We start from the raw sequence: 17,921 nt of genomic DNA on the forward strand, positions 1-17,921 counted from the left end.
CCGCGCCGGCCGTCAGTCCGGCGCCGGCAGCGCGGCGCGGATCAACGGTGACGCCTCGGCCGGTTTTTCGCCGACTTCCAGGGTAAAGGTCGGGACGGCTTTGACCAGCGTTGCGATAGTTGCCATGCGGCGCCTCTGCGCCGGCAAAAGGCCGGTCATGCCGGTCCTGACATTGTCGGTGGCAAGCGCCACCAGGGCGTCTGTCCTGGTCATGGGCACGAGCCGGGTTTGCGCGTCCGCCGAGCGGGCGAGATGAAGCAGTGCCGCAACCGGTCTGCCGACAGTCTCCTCGATGCGGATGATCTCGGCGAGACGTTCCAGCGAGACGGCCTGCTCGCCATTGGCGTCCCATTTGTCGCCAAGGCAAGGCGCCACGAAGGGCAGCATTGCCGCCGTGTGGCGGTGGACCTTCACCTTGCGCGGCAAGCCCCAGGCCGTGATGCCGCCGCCGGCCAAAATCTTGAGGATCATGGCGTCATCAGAGCACAGGCCGAAGCCTTGCGACGCCAGCGCCAGCGACGTCGTCGACTTGCCGGTGCCGCTCGGCGCATGGATCAGCACCAGCGCCTCTCGGCCGGGCAATGTCAGGCCGGCGGTGTGCAGCATGTGCTGGTCGCCGGCATCAAGTGCTGCATCCAGCACCATCATCAGCACCGTCCATTTGACCTTGGCATCGGGATGGACTCGTATCTCGGCCCAGCCTCCATCGGCATTGATCGAGACGGTCTGCAGGCCGGGAAAGACCAGATGAACGGTGCCGCCACCGTCGATCAGCCGGCAATGGCCGTCCTCCGGCACGTCGCCGTCGAAAGCGAGTTTTCCGGCAGGCGATTCCGGTAACTCCCGCGTCTCGACGATGTCGACGCGGAAATCGGGCTCGGCCGGCCCGCTCACGCGCAACGTGCCGAGCATGAGGTCGAAGCTCGGCCAGAGATCGGCCCGCGAGGCCGATATGCTGATGACCTGGCCCTGGAGATCGTAGCAGAAGGTGGTCGCCGGACCGGTCAAGCAGCGTGTGCCTTTCCGGCATCGGCGTGATGGCGATAGATCTGGACCATGCCGGGGAGGCTGTCCGAGACCACTGGGCGGCCATCGAGACAGACCCAGCAATGGGCAGACATACGCGGCGCCTGCATCGACTTCGGATCGACGCCGAAGCGCAGATCCGGATCGAAGCCGGCAAAGCGCAGGAAGCGGTGGGCGAGCAGGCCCTCGCGCAGGCATCTGCGGTCGCGCATCAGCCAGGGGTGCCGGACGGTCCGGTTGACGGCAGCGACGATGTAGGCTGACGACAGGCCGCGATAAGGGGTGGGTGCGCTGAGCGGCGCCCATTTCAGCACCGATTCGAAGCTGCGGCGGCCGATCAGGGTCGGCATCAGCCGCGCGCTTGCCCATAAATGGACACGAAACAAAGCGCGCAGGAGAACGCCGTCCACCATCAGGGAGCCGGGTCGGCGAGAATGCCTTCGCTCACCAGTTCGGCGGCCAGCGCCGCCATGTCCTGGTCGAGCGTGCCCTTGTCGACCTCGAACTCGTCAGACAACAGGACGACGATCTGGTCAAGGCTGCGGGCGCCGTCCACCTTGTCGAGAAAGGCTTCGGTGGTGCCGTTGCAGGTGTAAAGCTGGCCGCTGCGCGCCAAGAGAACGACGGCGCCATCGCCGACATGCTGGACCGAGGCGTCGTCCGCGAGCCGCAGAACCATTTCAGAACCGATTTGGGCCATGGAGCCCCTCCACCATTTTCCTGGAGAGCAGATAGCGCGGCGATGCGGGTCTGTCCATTGCGCGGACGAGAGTGAGAACAGGCAGGCCTGACCGTTCTGTGGCAATCCGGCAACGCCACCATCCTCACGACACAGGCAACCGAAGCCTAATGGAGACATCCAACTTCAGATTGTGGTAACTTCCACATCGTTCAGAGCCTGAGAACAGGGAAGCACCCCAGAAATAGTCGGTGATTGCAGCTGGGAATCACCGCCGCAAACTGTCAAGCCAGCTATCTCGCAGGGTCAAGGTCTTGCTTTTCTTACCTAAAGTAAGCTATGGAGTCGCGGGGTTTTGGGAGAGCATTGGGTATGCGTTACAATTGGGAGCGGGCTCCGACCGCGTTCGAACGTCATCGAAAAGCATTGGCAGCCGCCATATTGATTGCGGGTGGCGTCGGGCTGATGCTGGCGGCCTTGCCGCTTTAAGAGCTGATATCCGACACGAACGCCCTGCTTTTCCGGGCGCATGAGCTTTTTCTGCCTGCCACAAGGGGGGCCGCAGCTTAGCGTGCCTGGCCGGTTACGGCGATGAAGCGGCGGTCGCGTCCTTCGAAGCCCTGGCTGAAGCGCTGCACCAGCACCGCCACTACCGCGGGCCTGCCGGGCGGGGTGTATTCGTAGGATTCCGACAGGCTGTAGGAAGTCGGGCAGTTGCGCGAGCCCGGCACGGCCTTGTCCTCGTGCAGCACCTTGAACGGCTTGCCGTCCTGCCCCTGCAGCGACAGGCGGAAGCCGCGGGCCTTGCCCGTCTTGTCCCCTTCAAGTGTCTTGTCGCCTTGAAGTGTCTTGTCGCCCGGAAGAACTTGGTCGCTTGGCTTCGCGTCATCAAAGCTTGCCGAGCAATCCTCCTTGCTGTCGGCAAGGATCTCATCGAGTTGGATGGTCGAAATCTGTGTTTCGCCATAGAACGGCGACAGCCATTTCTGCGCGGCCTGATCGAGGCGACGGATGTCGTTGTAGTCGACCGTGTCGTCCGGGAAGGTGAACCTGTCGGAGGCCGTGCGCGTGCCGCGCTCGGCGATGGCATATTTGGCCAGGATTGGCGCGGCCTGCTTTGCGGCCTGCGCCCGTGCCTGCTCCACCGTCGTGGTCGCCTCTTCCGATTCATCGAGGACAAGGATCGGCTTGCCGCCGACGAACTCGTCTGTGCTTGTGTCGATGATGTCGATCTGCGACCAGCCGGAAACGGCAGCGTCGAGCTCGCCATATTGCTCGAAGGCGAAATATTTGCCGTCGGGGGAAAAGCCGATGATGCGCCGCGCGGCGGCATCGCCGGCCTGGGCGGCGAAAACGATCGTCAACAGCAGCGCTGCTCCAACGGCAGATCCAACCCCGTATCGTACCGTCATTGCGCGCCCTGCCCCGATTTCAAACCCGGCCATGGTGCCTGCAATTTATGGCCAAGGCGAGATCGGCCAAGCCCCAAATATCGGGAAAGACATGGCATTTGGGGAAAGACGTGGCCGGGAAAACCCGCATAGGCTATTGCAAGATAGAGAGTTTTCCCGAGGAGGGATGAATGGCGTCACGCTACCACGAGGTCTATGACGGCTGGAAACGCGACCCGGAACAATTCTGGGCCGATGCGGCCGAGGCGATCGACTGGTATTCGCCGTGGGCCAGCGTCTTCGATGCCAAGGCGGGCGTTTACGGGCGCTGGTTCAACGGCGCCAGCTGCAACACCTGCTTCAACGCTCTCGATCGCCATGTCGCAGGCGGCCGCGCCGACCAGATCGCACTTATCTACGACAGCGCGATTACCGGCACGGTCAAGAAATTCACCTATGCCGAATTGAAGCGCGAAGTGGTAGCGCTGACTTCGGTGCTCAAGAACCGCGGCATTCGCAAAGGCGACCGCGTCATCATCTACATGCCGATGGTGGCCGAAGCGGCGGTCGCGATGCTTGCCTGTGCCCGCATCGGCGCGGTGCATTCGGTGGTGTTCGGCGGCTTTGCCTCGCACGAGCTCGCCACCCGCATCGACGACGCCAAGCCGAAGCTGGTCATCTCCGCGTCCTGCGGCCTGGAGCCTGGACGTGTCGTGGCCTACAAGCCGCTGCTCGACAAGGCGATCGAAATGTCCCGCCACAAGCCGGACGCCTGCCTGATCCTGCAGCGCGACCAGCTGCGCTGCGATCTGAGGGAGCATTACGATATCGATTTTGCCGACGCCGTTGCCCGCGAGCGCGCCGCGGGCGCCAACGTCGATTGCGTTCCGGTGCTCGCCACCGACCCGCTCTACATCATCTACACCTCCGGCACGACCGGCCAGCCTAAGGGCATCGTGCGCGACAATGGCGGCCACATGGTCGCGCTCAAATGGACGATGGAAAACGAATTCGGCGTCAGACCGGGCGAAGTGTTCTGGGCGGCCTCCGATGTCGGCTGGGTGGTCGGCCATTCCTACATCGTTTACGGACCGCTGCTGCATGGTGCGACAAGCGTGCTGTTCGAGGGCAAGCCGATCGGCACACCCGACGCCGGCACCTATTGGCGGGTGATCGCCGAACACGGCGTGGTCGCGCTGTTCACCGCGCCGACAGCCTTCCGCGCCATCAAGGGGCAGGACCCCAAGGGCGAATTCGTGCCGAACTACGATCTGTCGAAATTCCGCACTCTGTTCCTGGCCGGCGAACGCGCAGACCCGGAAACCATCAAATGGGCGGAGCAGAAACTCAACGTGCCGGTGGTCGATCATTGGTGGCAGACCGAGACCGGCTCGCCGATGACCATCAACCCGGCGGGCCTCGGCCTGCTGCCGGTGAAATACGGCTCGCCCGGCGTGCCGATGCCGGGCTACGACATTCGCGTGCTCGACGATGCCGGCCATGAAGTGCCGCGCGGCACACTTGGCAATGTGGTGGTGAAACTGCCGCTGCCGGCCGGCTGCCTGCCGACGCTGTGGAATGCCGACGAGCGTTTCCGGCAAGCCTATCTCGAGGAATTTCCCGGCTTCTACAAGACGGCCGATGCCGGCATGATCGACGAGGACGGCTACCTCTATGTCATGGCGCGCACAGACGACATCATCAATGTCGCCGGACACCGGCTGTCGACCGGAGCCATGGAGGAGGTGCTTTCAGCGCATCCCGATGTTGCCGAATGCGCCGTCATCGGCGTCGCTGACGCTATGAAGGGCCAGGTCCCGCTCGGCTTCGTCGTGCTCAATGCCGGTGTGTCGCGCGATACCGCTGCCATCGAAGGCGAAGTGGTGGGGCTGGTGCGCGAACGGATCGGCCCGGTCGCCGCCTTCAAGACGGTGGTGACGATCAAGCGCCTGCCCAAGACGCGCTCCGGCAAGATCCTGCGCGGCACCATGCAGAAGATCGCCGACAAGGAAGAATGGACGATGCCGGCGACCATCGACGATCCCGCCATTCTTGACGAGATCACCGCGGCGCTCAAAGCCCGCGGCATCGGGGTCTGACAGCCCCAGTGGCGTTGTTTCAGCGGTCCAGACCTCCCCGGCCGGCGCCGCGCGAGCGCCTGGAAATGGATATGGACGACACCGTCGTCTACGCGATCGGCGACGTGCATGGCTGCTACAAGGAATTGCTGTCGCTGGAGCAGAAGATCCAGCTCGACGCGCTGCAATTTCGCGGCCGCAAGATTATCGTCATGCTCGGCGACTATATCGATCGCGGGCCGCAATCGGCGCGCGTGCTCGATCATGTCTTGGCGCTACCGCCAACAGGGTTCCTGCGCGTCTGCCTGGCGGGAAACCACGAAGTGGCGATGCTGAACTATCTCGACGGCTATCTGTCGCGGGACCGCTGGCTGGCGGTCGGCGGCCGCGAGACGCTGTTTTCCTATGGGGTTGATCCGGCGCGGCTTGCCAGCCTCTATGCCTCGAGCGACGAGGTCGACCGGCGCGTGAAGGAAGTCATTCCGGCCAGCCATATCGACTTTCTGCGCAGCCTGCCGGTGCTGCTCTGTTCGGATAAATTCGTTTTCGTCCATGCCGGCATCAGGCCGGGTATCGACCTGGTCGCACAGGATGAGCAGGACCTGCTCAACATCCGCGACGAGTTCTTCAACACCGCCCATCTGCTCGACCGCTTTGTGGTGCATGGGCACACGCCGGTCGATATCCCCAGGCTTGACGGGCGAAGGCTCGGGATCGACACCGGCGCCTTTCAAAGCGGCCGGCTGACAGCGCTCAGGATCGCGGGTAAATTCGGCAAGCTGATCTTTTCCTGACCTGCCGTGCTTCTTCGTTTGAGCGTGATCCTTTCCGAAAACCGGATCCGCTTTTCCGGATCACGCTCCTTTTCAGGATCGCGCTCCGTTCAGGCGGCGGTCTTGGCCCGCACGTCCGATTTCTCCAGATAGTAGGTCGAATAGCGGTCGAAGAACTTTTCCGAGCCGCCGAGCGAGCCGTATTTCGGCAGCTTCTTCAGATCGACCTTGTTGAGCACGGCGCCGACGACCTTGCTTGCGACGTAGGGTTCCTGCTCCAGCAGCGAGCGCACCATGGCGCGCGGCGTGCGGCCCCATTCGGCAACCAGCACGAAGCCGTCGACCAGCGGCGCAAACGCCTTGGCGTCGACCACGGGGCCGAGCGGCGGCAGGTCGACGATGATGTACTCGAACGTCTCCTTGGCGTTGTCGATGAAGCGCCGCATGCCGGCCGACGACAGCAGCTCGCTGGTATGCGAGAACTGCCCACGCAGCACGGCCGGGATGATCGCCAGCTTGGTCTGGCGGTCGACTTTGCCGACCGACTGCCAGGTCTGGCCGTTGACCACGGCCTCCATCAGCCCCTGCTCGGCCTCCATGCCGAGGTTGCGGCTGAGGCCAGGATTGCGCAGATCGGCGTCGATCAAAAGCGTCTTCGAGCCGTTGGCGGCCAGCAATCCGGCGAGATTGGCGGCGACCGTAGACTTGCCCTCGCCGGGCAGGACCGAGACCACGCCTATGACCCGGCTGCCTTGCCCTTCCATGACGACGTCGAAGGCGATCTTGGCGTTGCGCAGCGTTTCGGAGAACATCGATGCCGGCGCATCGACGCTGACCCGCATGCGCGCCCGTTTCTCGGCCGCCGACAATGTGTTGGCGCCTTTGGCATCCGCCGCACCGCCGTCGGCGTCCTTGCCGAGCCTGCCGCCGATCATCGGCAAATAGCCGAGGAATTTGAGGCCGACGCGATCGCGAATGTCCTCGCCGGTCCTGAAGAAGCGCTCGTTGAACTCATTCAGGCCACCGAAGCCGGCGCCAAGCAGCACGCCAAGCACCAGCGACAGCGCCAGCACCCTGGAGGTGCGCGGGCTTGAGGCGGAAAGCGGCGTTGAGGCATCCGAGATGATGCGGACCTTGCCGACCGGGAAGGATTGCTGCTGCGAGGCCTCCTCGTAGCGGCTAAGGAAGGTCTGGTAGAGCGTGGTCAGCGCCTGCGCCTGCTGGTCGAGTTCGCGCAGTTTGACCTGGCTCTGGTTGTCGATGGAGCTCTTGCCGGCCGCGTCGGCGATCTTCTGCCTCAGTGAGGTCTCGCGTGAAAGCGCGACTTCATATTCATTGCGATAGCTTTCGGTCAGTTGCTTCAACTCGCCGAAAATCTGGGTCGACAGATCGGCCTTTTCCTTGGCCAGCGCCACCGCCTGCGGATGGTCGGCGCCGAAATTGGCCGTCACATCCTGCAGCCGCTTGGCCACTGTGAGATAGCGGGTCTTGAGCGTTGCAATGACCGAGCTTGCCGGCTGATCGCTTGAGATGGCGGAATCGTTGAAGGCATTGTCCGAGCCGCTTTCGACGATGGTCTTGTATTGCTGGTAGCGGGCGCTGGCGCGCGCCGTATCGGCCTGCGCGACGATCAGTTGCGCGGTGAGATCGGCAATCTGTTTGTCGCTGATCAGCTGGCCGTCGCTGTTGGCGGCCAGACCATGCTCGGCCCTGAATTTCTCGACCGCCATAGCGGCCGCCTGTGAGTTCTGACGAAGCTCGGTCAGCCGGCCCTGCAGCCAGACCGCAGCGCGTTCGGTGGCGTCGAAACTGGCGTTGAGCTGGTCGGCGAGATAGGCGTCGGCATAGGCCTTGGTGATGGCGGTGGCGAGCGCCGGATTGGTCGACTGGTAACCGATGGCGAGCACATAGGAGCGGCCGTTGCGCTGCGCCAGCACCTCGCTCTGCAGCTTCAGCACGGCATAGTCGTGGCGCGCCGTCTGCATCATGGCCTGGCGTGTCGCCTCATCGACGTTTTCCATGCCGGGAATCTGCTCGGCGGAACTTGAGCGGAAATAGCCGATCACGCCGCGCACGAAGCCGATGCCCTTGACCAGCGCCGATTGAGGCGGGTTCATGAACTCTGCGCTCTGGTCGAGTTTCAGCTTGTCGACCACCACCGAGGCCAGCCGCGCCGAGGTGATGATTTCGATCTGGCTGAGCAGGGCGGCGTCGGTCTGCATGGTGACGGATGCAGCCGAGATGTCGTCGATGACCTTGTTCAGGCCTTCGTCGATCAGCACGCTGGCGACCGACATGTATTGCTTGGGCGTGGTCTGCAGATAGAGCAACCCCAGGAACAGGCCAATGATGGCGCAGACTGCCACCACCTTGACCTGACGCGCCGCCATGCCAAGCAGGCGCTCGACGTCGATGAAGTCTTCACCCTTTTCCTGATCGGGGTTGGGCAACGGCATCCTCTTGTCGAGAGGAAAGCTGGCATAATTCATCTTCGATCCAATTCTAGGTTACAGGCGCCGGAGCGAGACGGGGCACCTCGCCCGGAGCTGCGGAGATCGGGGGCAAGATATGCAACGCAAGCTTCATGCCATCTGGCGCCAGGCCTGAGCGGCCTGGCGTGCAGGCACGAGCCGCGCCATCGTCCAAACGCATATGCCCTCGAAAGATGGGCATTATGCGGCCACTTCCTGACGCTCATGCGACCGCACGAACGCCTGCAGCATTTCCAGCACAGGTCCCTTCATGTCGTCGCGCGCCAGCGCGAAGGCGATGGTCGCCTCTATGAAGCCTTCCTTGGAGCCGCAGTCGAACATGCGGCCATTGAAAGGCTGGGCAAAGAAAGACTGGCTTTTCGCCAGCCGCACCATGGCATCGGTAAGCTGGATTTCGTTGCCGGCGCCGCGCTGCTGGTTGCCCAGCAGCGAGAAGATCTCGGGCTGCAGGATGTAGCGGCCGTTGATGTAATAGTTCGACGGCGCATTGGCCGGCGCCGGCTTTTCGACCATGGCCGTCACCTCGAAGCCACTGCCTGTCTCGGCGCCGCGCCCGACGATGCCGTATTTGCTGGTCTCGCTGGGATCACAGCGCTCGACGGCGATCACATTGCCGCCGGTCTGCTGATAGAGATCGACTGTTTCAGCCAGGCAACCTCGGCGGCCGAACGACACCATATCGGGGAGCAGCAGGGCGAAGGGCTCGTCGCCGATGACTTCGCGTGCGCACCACACCGCATGGCCGAGACCATGTGGCGACTGCTGGCGGATGAAGCTGGTGGCGCCGGCCACGGGCAGCATGCTTTCGAGCGCCTCCAGCTGGGTCTTCTTGCCGGTTTGTTCGAGCGTTCCAATCAGTTCGGGGTGCAGGTCGAAGTAGTCCTCGATGACAGCCTTGTTGCGGCCGGTGACGAACACGATGTGCTCGATGCCGGCTTCGAAGGCCTCGTCCACCGCATATTGGACGACCGGCCGGTCGACCACGGGCAGCATCTCCTTCGGAATCGACTTGGTTGCCGGCAGGAACCGTGTTCCAAGCCCCGCCACAGGGATGACTGCCTTCCTGATTTTCTTCATCGCAAATTCCTTCTGAGCAGATCGATTTCAGCCTGTTGCAGGCCACGAACAAACGTCTTCATGTACTCGCCCTCCTTACCTCTCCGCGCCGACGGCAAACTGCGCCGCCACCCTTTTGAGGCGGACGGCGATCGGCATCGACATGTGCCTGACAGCCGCCGGATCACTTAGCGCGGTGCGTATCGCTTTCAACGGCGAACGCGCCTTGATGTGCTGGACCAGCGACAGGAACGATGCCGCCTTGCGCAGGCTGCGGGCGCGTTTGGCGAAGGCGGCCGCAGCAGCAGCGTCCATGGAATTGGTCTCGGCGAAGACCGCGTCGGCCTTGCGCATCGCCTCGATATGGTGAAGCTCGAGCACGCGCGAGATCGAGCCCGTGCGGATGTGGTAGATATAGCCGGTCGTCGGCTCGACGACGCATTTTCCGCCCTTGGCCAGCGCGTTGGCGAGCAGGATGTAATCCTCGCCGATGCTCAGACTTTGATCATAGCGAAGGTCGTTTTCGATCAGGAAACGGCGCTGGAAGATCGGCTTGAGATAGCCAAGGTTGAACGTGGACTCGAAAACGATGTTGCCAGCGATGTAGTCGGCGAGCGTGATTTCACGCAGGCCCTCCAGATATTCGGCGGGAAACATCGTCGCTTCGGCAATGCCGTCCTCGCGCACCACCTGGAGGTTGTCGACGGCGATCACAGCGCCCGCGCTTTCGGCCCGCGCGATCATGGCGGAAAGCCGCCCGGGCAGGACGGCATCGTCGGAATCGAGCACCGCAACCCAGCGGCCGGAAGCCAGTTCGAGCCCGGCATTCCTGGCGCCGCCAGGGCCACGATTTGCCGGCAGCGCAACCACTTTGACGACATCTTCGGGATAGGCTCTTGCAACGTCGAGCGTGTTGTCGCGCGACTGGTCGTCGGCGACGATGATTTCGACGCTGACACCGCGCTGGGCCATGGCGCTTGCGATCGCCCGGTCGAGCGTGGCCGCGGCATTGTGGGCTGCGATGACAAAGGAGACGTCAGGCTGCACGCTTGCCTCCTTGCTGCGGGGAAGACAGTCCGTATTGGCGAATTTCGCTGATACCGACCAGGCCGCTGACGACGCCGACATGCATGATGCCGCGCAGCACGCTGCGGTTGCGGCGGACCGGGCTAATCGCGGTCAACGCCGCCATGCCGAAGCAATAGACGGCCTTGGCCGAGGCAAGGCCGACAGCCTTCGCACGCTCTATCACGCCTGCGTCATGGCCGATGAGGTGGCCATGCGTCTGGCCGAAGCGGAAGCGGCGGCGGCGCAGCCAGTCGAAAGCGGCTCGCGAACGCGGCACGACTTCCTCGACCCACGCCTCCGGCGCAAAGGCGATGCGACCGCCTGCCTTGACCATGCGGTCGAAGAATTCGGTGTCCTCGCCGCCGCTCTGGCCGCGCGCCAGGCTGAAACGACGGTCGCGCAAGCTGTCGGCGCTCATCCTCAAAAGGACGTTGCAGGTGTAGCCGGTGCGGATTTCGCCCTGCACCCAGACCGGCAAGGTCGAATGGAAATCGCCCTTGCGCATCCAGTCCGGCGCATCCGGGCGGTAGAGCGCCCGCACCGGACCGAGCACGGCCTCGGCGCCGCTTGTCTCCGCGATAGCAATCAGTTCGGCCAGCCATTGCCGGGAAGCGGTTTCATCGTCGTCGATGAAGGCGACAAAATCGGCCGTGCTGGCATCAAGACAGGCGTTGCGGGCAACCGAGATGTTGCGCGCCGGAGCGTGCCGGTAGCGGGCCACGAGCTTCAATTCGCTCGCCAGCGCGGTCACCAGCGGCTCGGCGGTCGGCTCGTCGTCATTGTCGGCGACGATGACGCCGATGCCGAAACCGGCAGGCATATCCATGGCAGCGAGCGACCGCAGCGTGTCGGCCAGTTCCGGCCGCCGGAACGTGCAGACGCAGATGTCGATTCGGCGGCTGTCGGCGACCATCATGCCACCCCGCGCTGCGATCGCGAGCCGAGCAGTTGCAGCCAAAACCCGAGCGACCAGCCGAAATGCATGACCATCGCCGAAATGCCCGCCAGCACATTGTTGGGATTGCGCTGGCTGATGGCGGTCACAGCGCCGTAGCCCAGACAGACCGAAGTCCAGACCAGCAGCGGCACCGCCGCCAGCCAGTGGATAAAGGAAAATACCGCGAGAAGGACGACCGGCGCCACCAGCAGCGGGATCATCTGCCGAACTTTCGGGATCATACGGTGCTTGAGCACATTCTTGGCGCGGCCGCGGCCATAGCCGAGATATTGGAAATACAGGCCCTTCAGCGACGAACGCGGATAGTAGACCATCTGCGTCTTGCCGCTCATCCAGATGCGGTAGCCAGCCTGGCGCAGCCGGTAGTCGAGTTCGGCATCCTCATTGTGGCTGAAGCTCTCGTCATAGCCGCCGACCGCGGTGAAGGCCGAAATCCGGATCAGCGCGTGATGGCCGTGGTCGACCCATTCGCCGGCCGAGAGGTGCCGGTGCTTGGAGCCGCCGGTGCCGAGCTTGGAATTCTGCGCCGCCGCGACCGCTTTCTGCACCGCGCCGCTGCCGCTGGTCAGCATCGAGACGACGACCGAATCGGCTGAAGTGGCGAGCGCCTCCTCGACCAGCCGGTCGCAATAATCGGCGGGATAGCCGCCATGGGCATCAATGCGGATCAGGTATTCGGCGCCGTCACCGAGGCTGGCGACGGCGAGATTGATCGCCGCGCTCTGGATACGTTTTGGGTTGTGCAGGAGGACGACCTGAGGGTCCTTGGCCGCAACCGCTTCGACAATGGCCAAAGTACCATCGGTGCTGCCGCCATCGGCAACGACGATGCGGGCGCCGAGCCTTAGCGCTGCCGGCCTGAGCTGCTCGAGCAACGCGCCGATATGGGCTGCCTCATTCAGGCACGGAATGACGATCAGGCTTGGCGGCAGCGCTTCGGTTTGCGCCATCGGCGCCTTCCCATGCTCTGTATTTTTCCCATCATCAGCCATCGCTAAGCCAGCGCTTCGGTGACGAAGGGACCGGGGACCGCCGCCAGACCGCGCAGCCTGTCGACAAAGGCGCGGCAGTCGCTGCGGTCGTAGCTCCAGGTTCGTGGGTTGCGGGCCAGCACACGCGCCTTGGCCTTGCCGAAGTGCTCCTGGTCCATGCGGCCGAGCGCGGTTTCCAGGATTTCGGGCGTGGCATCGGAAAGCAGGACGCCAATGTCCTGCTGGTCGAGAAAGCGCCCGGTCTCGGTATTGCCCATCGAGATCGGCACGGCGCCGAAGCGGCAGCCCTCATAGAGGCGGTTGGGCAGCAGCCATTCCGAATTCTGCCCTTCCTCGAAGAAATCGATCGCCCAGGAAAAATGCACTTCGCCGTAGATCGCGGCCATGTCTTCCGGGTTGCGGTAGGGGCCACGAAAGGAGAGATAGGGTTCGGCCTCGACAAAAGCGTGGAAATCCGGGAATTCCGAGAGTGCCGGACGGCCCCGGAGGACGACCTCGAAGCGCCCGCCCTGACGGCGCGTGAAGTCGGCCAGCAGCTCCAGCGAGCGGCGGCAGCGCAGCGCGCCGAACCAGCCGATGCGCCACGGGGGTGCTGCAGGGTTTTCGGCCTTTGACCTGTCATCCAAGGCGATCGGCGCGGTTTCGAAGTATTTGTTTTCGACCAGTTCCACCGGTGCGGCGACCTGCCCGAACGGCTTGAAATAATTGGCGATGAAGGCCGGTGAGCTCGTCACCAGAAGCTTCACGTCGCGGGCGAGATAACGCTCCGCTGTGCGCAGTGCTTTGCCCAGCATGTCATTGCGCAGCACCAGGCGATGGATGTCGAGGCATTCGTAGACGATCGGCACGCCGCCGCGAAAGGCGGCCTTGGCGCGCCTGGCCAGCGCCAGCATTTCCAGATTGCGCGCGATGATGAGGTCGGGCTTCGGCATCGCCGCAAGCTTCGAGCCTATCGACAGCGCCGCCTTGGCGACCGCCGCCAGACGCTGGCCGAATCGGCCGTCACGCGTCGCGCCGAGGTCGACCGGCTGCAGCCCCTCGACGTCGGGAACAGCATTTGTGGTCCGACGGAAGCCGGCCAACGTGACCCGCGCGCCGCCTGCCTTGAGCATTATGATCCGCCGGCGCACCGCCGGGTCGGAAACATCGTGCACAAGGTACAAGACATGCAGCATGAAAACTCGACCGCTGTTGGCCCACCCAGGGGAATGCTAACCCAGCTTTTGCTGCATCGCAACATTTTTGGTGCGCCGTAGCATAAGTGCACGTTTTTTTGTTGCACTGCAAAATTGATGCGTTACCCTCCGTCGGGCTTGAGCGCCGCTCTGGCTGGTCACCCAGCCCGATGCAGCGATGGATTGTGACGCGAGCCGCATCGGGATCGTCCTGGCGTGGGTATTTTCGGTCACCATGCCCGTCCTAGGCACCGCAGGCCACGCCGCGGAATCTGCTGACGAAATGAGGTATCCCATGAAGATCGTCGTTGAAAACACAGTCTGCCTGAATACCGGGGATGCGGCGATTCTGCTGGCGATCCGCCACATTCTCAAGACGATCGTGCAAGGCGACGTGCGGTTTGCCGTCTTCGACAGCCAGCCCGAGGTTGCGGAACGACTCTATCCGAAGACGGATTATCCCGACCTCGAATTTCATAAGCTGCTGTCGGAATCCCTGTTCCGATACAAGAATGGCAGCGGGCTGAGGGACCGGTTCAAGCCGATCTACAATCGGCTCGTTCTCCAGGCCCTGCGCTGGTTTGGCAGCAGCGCGCTAGGCAATTTTTTCAGCCATCGCGACCGGCGCGGTCTCGATATCTACGCCGACGCGGACATGGTGGTCACCACAGGGGGAACCTATCTCGTCGAGAACTACAATCTCGAACGACGCCTCAATCAGTTCAGGCTCGATGCCGTATTTGGCAAAGATCCGGTCTTCTTCACGCAATCCCTCGGTCCGTTCGACAAAAGTTACAACCGCCAGGAGCTCGGCCCGATCTTTGACCGCAGTCCGCTCATCCTGTTGCGCGACGAACGGTCGCGGACCCATATCCGGGACTTGGTGAAGGATCTCGGCAAGTGCCACGTGGTGGCCGATGCCGTATTCGCCTTGGCCGATACCGACAGGATCCGCAAGCGTCTCGCTTCCAGCCAGCCGCCGGCGTCGACGGGCCGCGTCGCTATTTCGGTCCGCCACTGGAACTACGTCAGCGACGGTGAGGGCGGCATGCGCCGCTATCTGGATTCGGTCCGCGAGATCGCCACAATTCTTGTCAGGGACCTTGGCAAGGAGGTGACCTTCGTCTCCACGTGTCAGGGCGTGCCGGAATATGCCCATGACGATTCCAAGACCGCACAGGCCATCGTTGCCGAGCTCGATCCTGAGATCGCCAGCCACGTGACAGTGGACGCTTCGTTCCACACGCCGGACCAGTTGATGGCGCTGGTGAAGGGCTTCGACTTCGTCGTCGCGACGCGCATGCATATGATGATCATGTCGCTTTGCGTCGGCACGCCGGTGCTGCCGATCGCCTACGAGTTCAAAACCAAGGAAGTGGCCAAGCGAATCGGTGTCGACGATGTGCTGCTCGACATCGACACCGTGACGCCCGAAGAGGCGCGCGAAAAGCTCGGCCGGTTTGCGGGAAATCTCGACCGCTATCGCAAGACAAGCCTTCAGGCCGTGCTCGAAGAACATGCTTCGGCAATGTCGGCCACAAACCTGCTGGCGCCGCTGATCGCCGGCCGCTCAGCGGATATTGCGCGCGGCGTTGGACAGGGTGGTGAACAAAGCGCGTCGCGACTGCGGGACGGCAAGCATGAAAACGAGACCGATGCCGTAGTTGAGGGCAAGCGCCAAAAAGACCGCGAGCAGGTCTGACTGGCCCGTTAGAGACGCCGGCAACCACAGGTACAGGAACCAGGCAAGCAGGGACGAGGCGATGAAAAGCCCCTGCATGAGCAGGAAGTCGGCGGCGGTCACCGGACCGACGCGATGGACCAGTAGCGCCAGCACGGGAACGCGCAGCACGTAACCGCTGATGGCATAGGCCGCGGCAACGCCGACGGCGCCCCAGTGCAGGCCGACGACGAAGGCAGCGACGGTCGTCAGCGACGAATAGATGCCCCAATGGAACATGGTCTTCGTCTTGCCCTGACAGATGAATATCCATCCCGTCGTGCTTGAAACGGACTGGACCAGGCTGGCGATGCCCAGCCAGGCAAAGATCGGTGCGACCGGTGCCCAGCCCGCGCCGAAGAGAAGTCCGACGATCTGATTGGAGGTCAGCGTCAGCGCCGCGATGCCAGGCATGGTAACGGCCGCCAGCATCCAGTTGGTGCGCACATAGATATCGCGAAAGCGGGCCTTATCATCGTGGATGCGGCTGAGCAGCGGCACCATGACCCGTGTCAGCGGCTGGTTGATGTTCTGCAGCGGGAACAACAGGAGCTTGTAGGCGCGGTCGTAATAGCCGAGTTCGATCGCACCGGAATATTTTCCGATGAGAATGTTGTCGAGATTGCGCGAGAAGAAGTTGGCGAGGTTGAAGCCGGTCAGGTTGGCGCCGAACGACAATATATCGGCATCGACCTTCAGGTCCGGCCGCAAAGGCGTCCAACGCGCCACCAGCCAGGCGGCAGCCAGGGCGATAGCTGCCGAAACCGCCGGGCCGATGACCAGCGACCAGTAGCCCAACCCCTCATAGGCCGCGATCGCGGCGGCCAGAAGTCCGGCGGCGGCGCTTATTACGTCGTTCAGTGCGAGCTGGCCGAACTGCAGGTGCCGGTTCATCAACGCCAGCGGCACTGCGGCGAGACTGCCGAGAAGCAGCGGCAGGGCGGAGCCAAGGGTGATGCCGGACATACGTTGATCGCCATAGAACGCGGCGATGGCAGGCGCCAGGCCGGCCACTACCACGGCACTACCCAGCCCGACGAGCGCGCTGATCCAGAACACCTGGTTGAGCTGCTGGTTGCTGATGTCCTTGCGCTGAACCACAGCCTGCTGCAGGCCCAGATTCTGAAGCAGCCCGACGAAGGCGACGATCGGCCCGACGGAAGCCACCAGACCGAAATCCTCGGGGACGAGCAGACGGGCCAGCACGATGACGGAGAGAAACTGGATCGCCATCTTGAAGCCCTGGGCGCCGATGGTTACCAGCCCGCCGCGCAGGGCGACACGACCGAACTGGGGGGGCGGATTGGCGTTCATGCAAGCGACCTCGTTTCGCCAAGCCGCATGGCGATTTCCACGAAATGTTGGTTCAGCAGATCGGAGTTGAACTCCGCCTCGATCTTCTTGCGCGCCGCGAGAGCGATCCCTTCACACGGCTTCGGATTCTCGGCGATCCAGGCAAGCTTGCCGGTCAGCGCCGCAACGTCCCGCTCAGCCACGAGAAAACCCGTCTTGTGATCATCGATCAGTTCAGGGATCCCGGAATGATATGTGCTGACCACCGTCAGGCCGGCGGCCATCGCTTCCATCAGCGAAACCGGAATGCCTTCCAGATCGCCATCGCGGGCGCCGACGCTGGGCAGCAGGAACACATGCGCATCGCGCAGACGCTGTTTGACTTCGCTGTGCGGCCGGGGCCCAAGAAAATTCACCCTGTCGGCAATGCCGAGCTCTGCGGCGATCCCCTTCAGCTGCTCGAGAAGTTCTCCGCCGCCGATCACCGAGTAGATCCAGTCTCGCCGCGGCAGGCCAGCAAGCGCGCGAAGCGCATATTCGATGCCCTTCTTTTCAGTCAGGCGGCAGACCGAGATGAAAGAGAGCGTAGCCTGCTCCCATGAACGCCACCGATAGTCGATGTCACTCGGCCGCACCCCCATATGGTGAACCACAACCTGCTCCGGCGATGCACCGACCTCAATCAAGGCATCGCGGAAAAACGCATTCACCGGCAGTTGAAGAACGCCCTTTTCGAACACAATCTTGTAGCGCGCGAGCGTATTGTCATGCAGCGGTTCGCCGACATCACGGCCGTGAAATATCGTCACCAGGGGAGCGGAAATCCTCCCGCGCTTGATGGCGCGGGCCACGCGCATGCCGTTGTTGCCGAAATGGGCAACGATGACGTGGGCGCCCTGCAGTTTTCGCGCATGAGCAATGTCGATGGCGGTCGAGAGCTTGTCCCAGAACCTGCCGGACCACTTCCTGAGCAGCGGGCGATAGCGACCCAGGCCACCCCACCAGCATACGACCTTTCCTGGCAGCGCCTGCCAGCGCGGATCATCGATGTTGCTGTCCCTGCCGAAGGACGTCTCGTTGCAGACGACGCCGACTTCCATGCCGCGCTCAAGGCATCCGGCTATCTGGTCGAGAACAAAGGTTTCGGACAATGAGGGGAACTTGTCGACTACGAAGCAAATCTTCATCGGCAGGATGCGCTCGTGCGGAGAGCCGGTGTG

General features: G+C 63.1%; 14 protein-coding genes and 1 pseudogene. 3 read left to right on the forward strand and 12 right to left on the reverse strand.

All coding sequences use genetic code 11. From position 1 onward, the window contains the following. Positions 1–12: 12 nt before the first annotated feature. The 4 genes from X728_RS156575 to X728_RS156560 all read right to left on the reverse strand — a co-directional run bounded on the left by X728_RS156575 (position 13) and on the right by X728_RS156560 (position 3,069). The gene (locus X728_RS156575; protein WP_023732536.1) at positions 13–1,008 is read right to left on the reverse strand and encodes an HPr kinase; all 996 of its coding nucleotides are present in this window, start codon (positions 1,006–1,008) and stop codon (positions 13–15) included. Then, positions 1,005–1,439, reverse strand: coding sequence for a lasso peptide biosynthesis B2 protein (locus X728_RS156570; protein ID WP_023668789.1), 435 nt, complete (start codon positions 1,437–1,439; stop codon positions 1,005–1,007). Before X728_RS156570 ends, X728_RS156575 begins: the two co-directional genes overlap by 4 nt. Further along, positions 1,439–1,726: a PqqD family protein gene (locus X728_RS156565; protein WP_023684213.1), complete on the reverse strand. Its 288-nt coding sequence runs from the start codon at positions 1,724–1,726 to the stop codon at positions 1,439–1,441. Before X728_RS156565 ends, X728_RS156570 begins: the two co-directional genes overlap by 1 nt. Positions 1,727–2,271: 545 nt before the next feature. After that, positions 2,272–3,069 carry a DUF2259 domain-containing protein gene (locus tag X728_RS156560; protein WP_023831196.1) on the reverse strand — a complete coding sequence of 266 codons (798 nt, stop codon included), beginning with the start codon at positions 3,067–3,069 and terminating at the stop codon, positions 2,272–2,274. Between the two features lie 218 nt (positions 3,070–3,287). On the opposite strand from X728_RS156560, the gene X728_RS156555 reads away from it, so the two are divergent. Both X728_RS156555 and X728_RS156550 read left to right on the forward strand, forming a co-directional pair. Further along, the gene (locus X728_RS156555; RefSeq protein WP_023732537.1) at positions 3,288–5,195 is read left to right on the forward strand and encodes a propionyl-CoA synthetase; all 1,908 of its coding nucleotides are present in this window, start codon (positions 3,288–3,290) and stop codon (positions 5,193–5,195) included. Between the two features lie 71 nt (positions 5,196–5,266). Beyond that, entirely contained in the window at positions 5,267–5,968 is a 702-nt protein-coding gene (locus X728_RS156550; RefSeq protein ID WP_245266110.1) for a metallophosphoesterase family protein, read from the forward strand. Between the two features lie 89 nt (positions 5,969–6,057). Here X728_RS156550 and X728_RS156545 read toward each other — a convergent pair whose 3' ends face one another. The 6 genes from X728_RS156545 to X728_RS156520 all read right to left on the reverse strand — a co-directional run bounded on the left by X728_RS156545 (position 6,058) and on the right by X728_RS156520 (position 13,688). Then, positions 6,058–8,436 carry a polysaccharide biosynthesis tyrosine autokinase gene (locus tag X728_RS156545; RefSeq protein ID WP_023831198.1) on the reverse strand — a complete coding sequence of 793 codons (2,379 nt, stop codon included), beginning with the start codon at positions 8,434–8,436 and terminating at the stop codon, positions 6,058–6,060. Between the two features lie 183 nt (positions 8,437–8,619). Beyond that, positions 8,620–9,516 carry a UTP--glucose-1-phosphate uridylyltransferase GalU gene (gene galU, locus X728_RS156540; protein WP_023668795.1) on the reverse strand — a complete coding sequence of 299 codons (897 nt, stop codon included), beginning with the start codon at positions 9,514–9,516 and terminating at the stop codon, positions 8,620–8,622. A gap of 75 nt (positions 9,517–9,591) precedes the next feature. Continuing rightward, positions 9,592–10,542 (reverse strand): glycosyltransferase family 2 protein, encoded by a 951-nt coding sequence (locus tag X728_RS156535; protein WP_023831199.1) that lies wholly within the window; start codon positions 10,540–10,542, stop codon positions 9,592–9,594. After that, entirely contained in the window at positions 10,532–11,479 is a 948-nt protein-coding gene (locus X728_RS156530) for a glycosyltransferase family A protein (RefSeq protein ID WP_023696972.1), read from the reverse strand. The genes X728_RS156535 and X728_RS156530 overlap by 11 nt, the downstream gene beginning before the upstream one ends. Beyond that, the gene (locus X728_RS156525; protein WP_023831200.1) at positions 11,476–12,471 is read right to left on the reverse strand and encodes a glycosyltransferase family 2 protein; all 996 of its coding nucleotides are present in this window, start codon (positions 12,469–12,471) and stop codon (positions 11,476–11,478) included. The genes X728_RS156530 and X728_RS156525 overlap by 4 nt, the downstream gene beginning before the upstream one ends. Before the next feature lie 44 nt (positions 12,472–12,515). Beyond that, on the reverse strand, positions 12,516–13,688 hold the full coding sequence (locus X728_RS156520; RefSeq protein ID WP_023684222.1) for a glycosyltransferase: 1,173 nt from the start codon (positions 13,686–13,688) through the stop codon (positions 12,516–12,518). 295 nt (positions 13,689–13,983) lie between these two features. Between X728_RS156520 and X728_RS1000000168625 the strand changes: the two are divergent. After that, positions 13,984–15,033 (forward strand): annotated as a pseudogene (locus tag X728_RS1000000168625) (polysaccharide pyruvyl transferase family protein); the annotation flags it as partial. A gap of 225 nt (positions 15,034–15,258) precedes the next feature. On the opposite strand, the gene X728_RS156515 reads toward X728_RS1000000168625, so the two are convergent. Both X728_RS156515 and X728_RS156510 read right to left on the reverse strand, forming a co-directional pair. Further along, positions 15,259–16,722 (reverse strand): lipopolysaccharide biosynthesis protein, encoded by a 1,464-nt coding sequence (locus X728_RS156515; protein ID WP_023831201.1) that lies wholly within the window; start codon positions 16,720–16,722, stop codon positions 15,259–15,261. Continuing rightward, positions 16,719–17,888, reverse strand: coding sequence for a glycosyltransferase (locus tag X728_RS156510; RefSeq protein ID WP_023831202.1), 1,170 nt, complete (start codon positions 17,886–17,888; stop codon positions 16,719–16,721). The genes X728_RS156515 and X728_RS156510 overlap by 4 nt, the downstream gene beginning before the upstream one ends. Between the last annotated feature and the right edge of the window lie 33 nt (positions 17,889–17,921).

The sequence above is a fragment of the Mesorhizobium sp. L103C119B0 genome, from assembly GCF_000502235.1.
In the GTDB taxonomy this organism is placed as follows: Bacteria; Pseudomonadota; Alphaproteobacteria; order Rhizobiales; family Rhizobiaceae; genus Mesorhizobium.

Coding starts and splice junctions, on each gene's coding strand:
- X728_RS156570 (WP_023668789.1), bottom strand. CDS start 1,439: ATGGTGGACGGCGTTCTCCTGCGCGCTTTGTTTCGTGTCCATTTATGG.
- X728_RS156565 (WP_023684213.1), bottom strand. CDS start 1,726: ATGGCCCAAATCGGTTCTGAAATGGTTCTGCGGCTCGCGGACGACGCC.
- X728_RS156555 (WP_023732537.1), top strand. CDS start 3,288: ATGGCGTCACGCTACCACGAGGTCTATGACGGCTGGAAACGCGACCCG.
- X728_RS156550 (WP_245266110.1), top strand. CDS start 5,267: ATGGACGACACCGTCGTCTACGCGATCGGCGACGTGCATGGCTGCTAC.
- X728_RS156545 (WP_023831198.1), bottom strand. CDS start 8,436: ATGAATTATGCCAGCTTTCCTCTCGACAAGAGGATGCCGTTGCCCAAC.
- galU (WP_023668795.1), bottom strand. CDS start 9,516: ATGAAGAAAATCAGGAAGGCAGTCATCCCTGTGGCGGGGCTTGGAACA.
- X728_RS156530 (WP_023696972.1), bottom strand. CDS start 11,479: ATGATGGTCGCCGACAGCCGCCGAATCGACATCTGCGTCTGCACGTTC.
- X728_RS156525 (WP_023831200.1), bottom strand. CDS start 12,471: ATGGCGCAAACCGAAGCGCTGCCGCCAAGCCTGATCGTCATTCCGTGC.
- X728_RS156520 (WP_023684222.1), bottom strand. CDS start 13,688: ATGCTGCATGTCTTGTACCTTGTGCACGATGTTTCCGACCCGGCGGTG.
- X728_RS156515 (WP_023831201.1), bottom strand. CDS start 16,722: ATGAACGCCAATCCGCCCCCCCAGTTCGGTCGTGTCGCCCTGCGCGGC.
- X728_RS156510 (WP_023831202.1), bottom strand. CDS start 17,888: ATGAAGATTTGCTTCGTAGTCGACAAGTTCCCCTCATTGTCCGAAACC.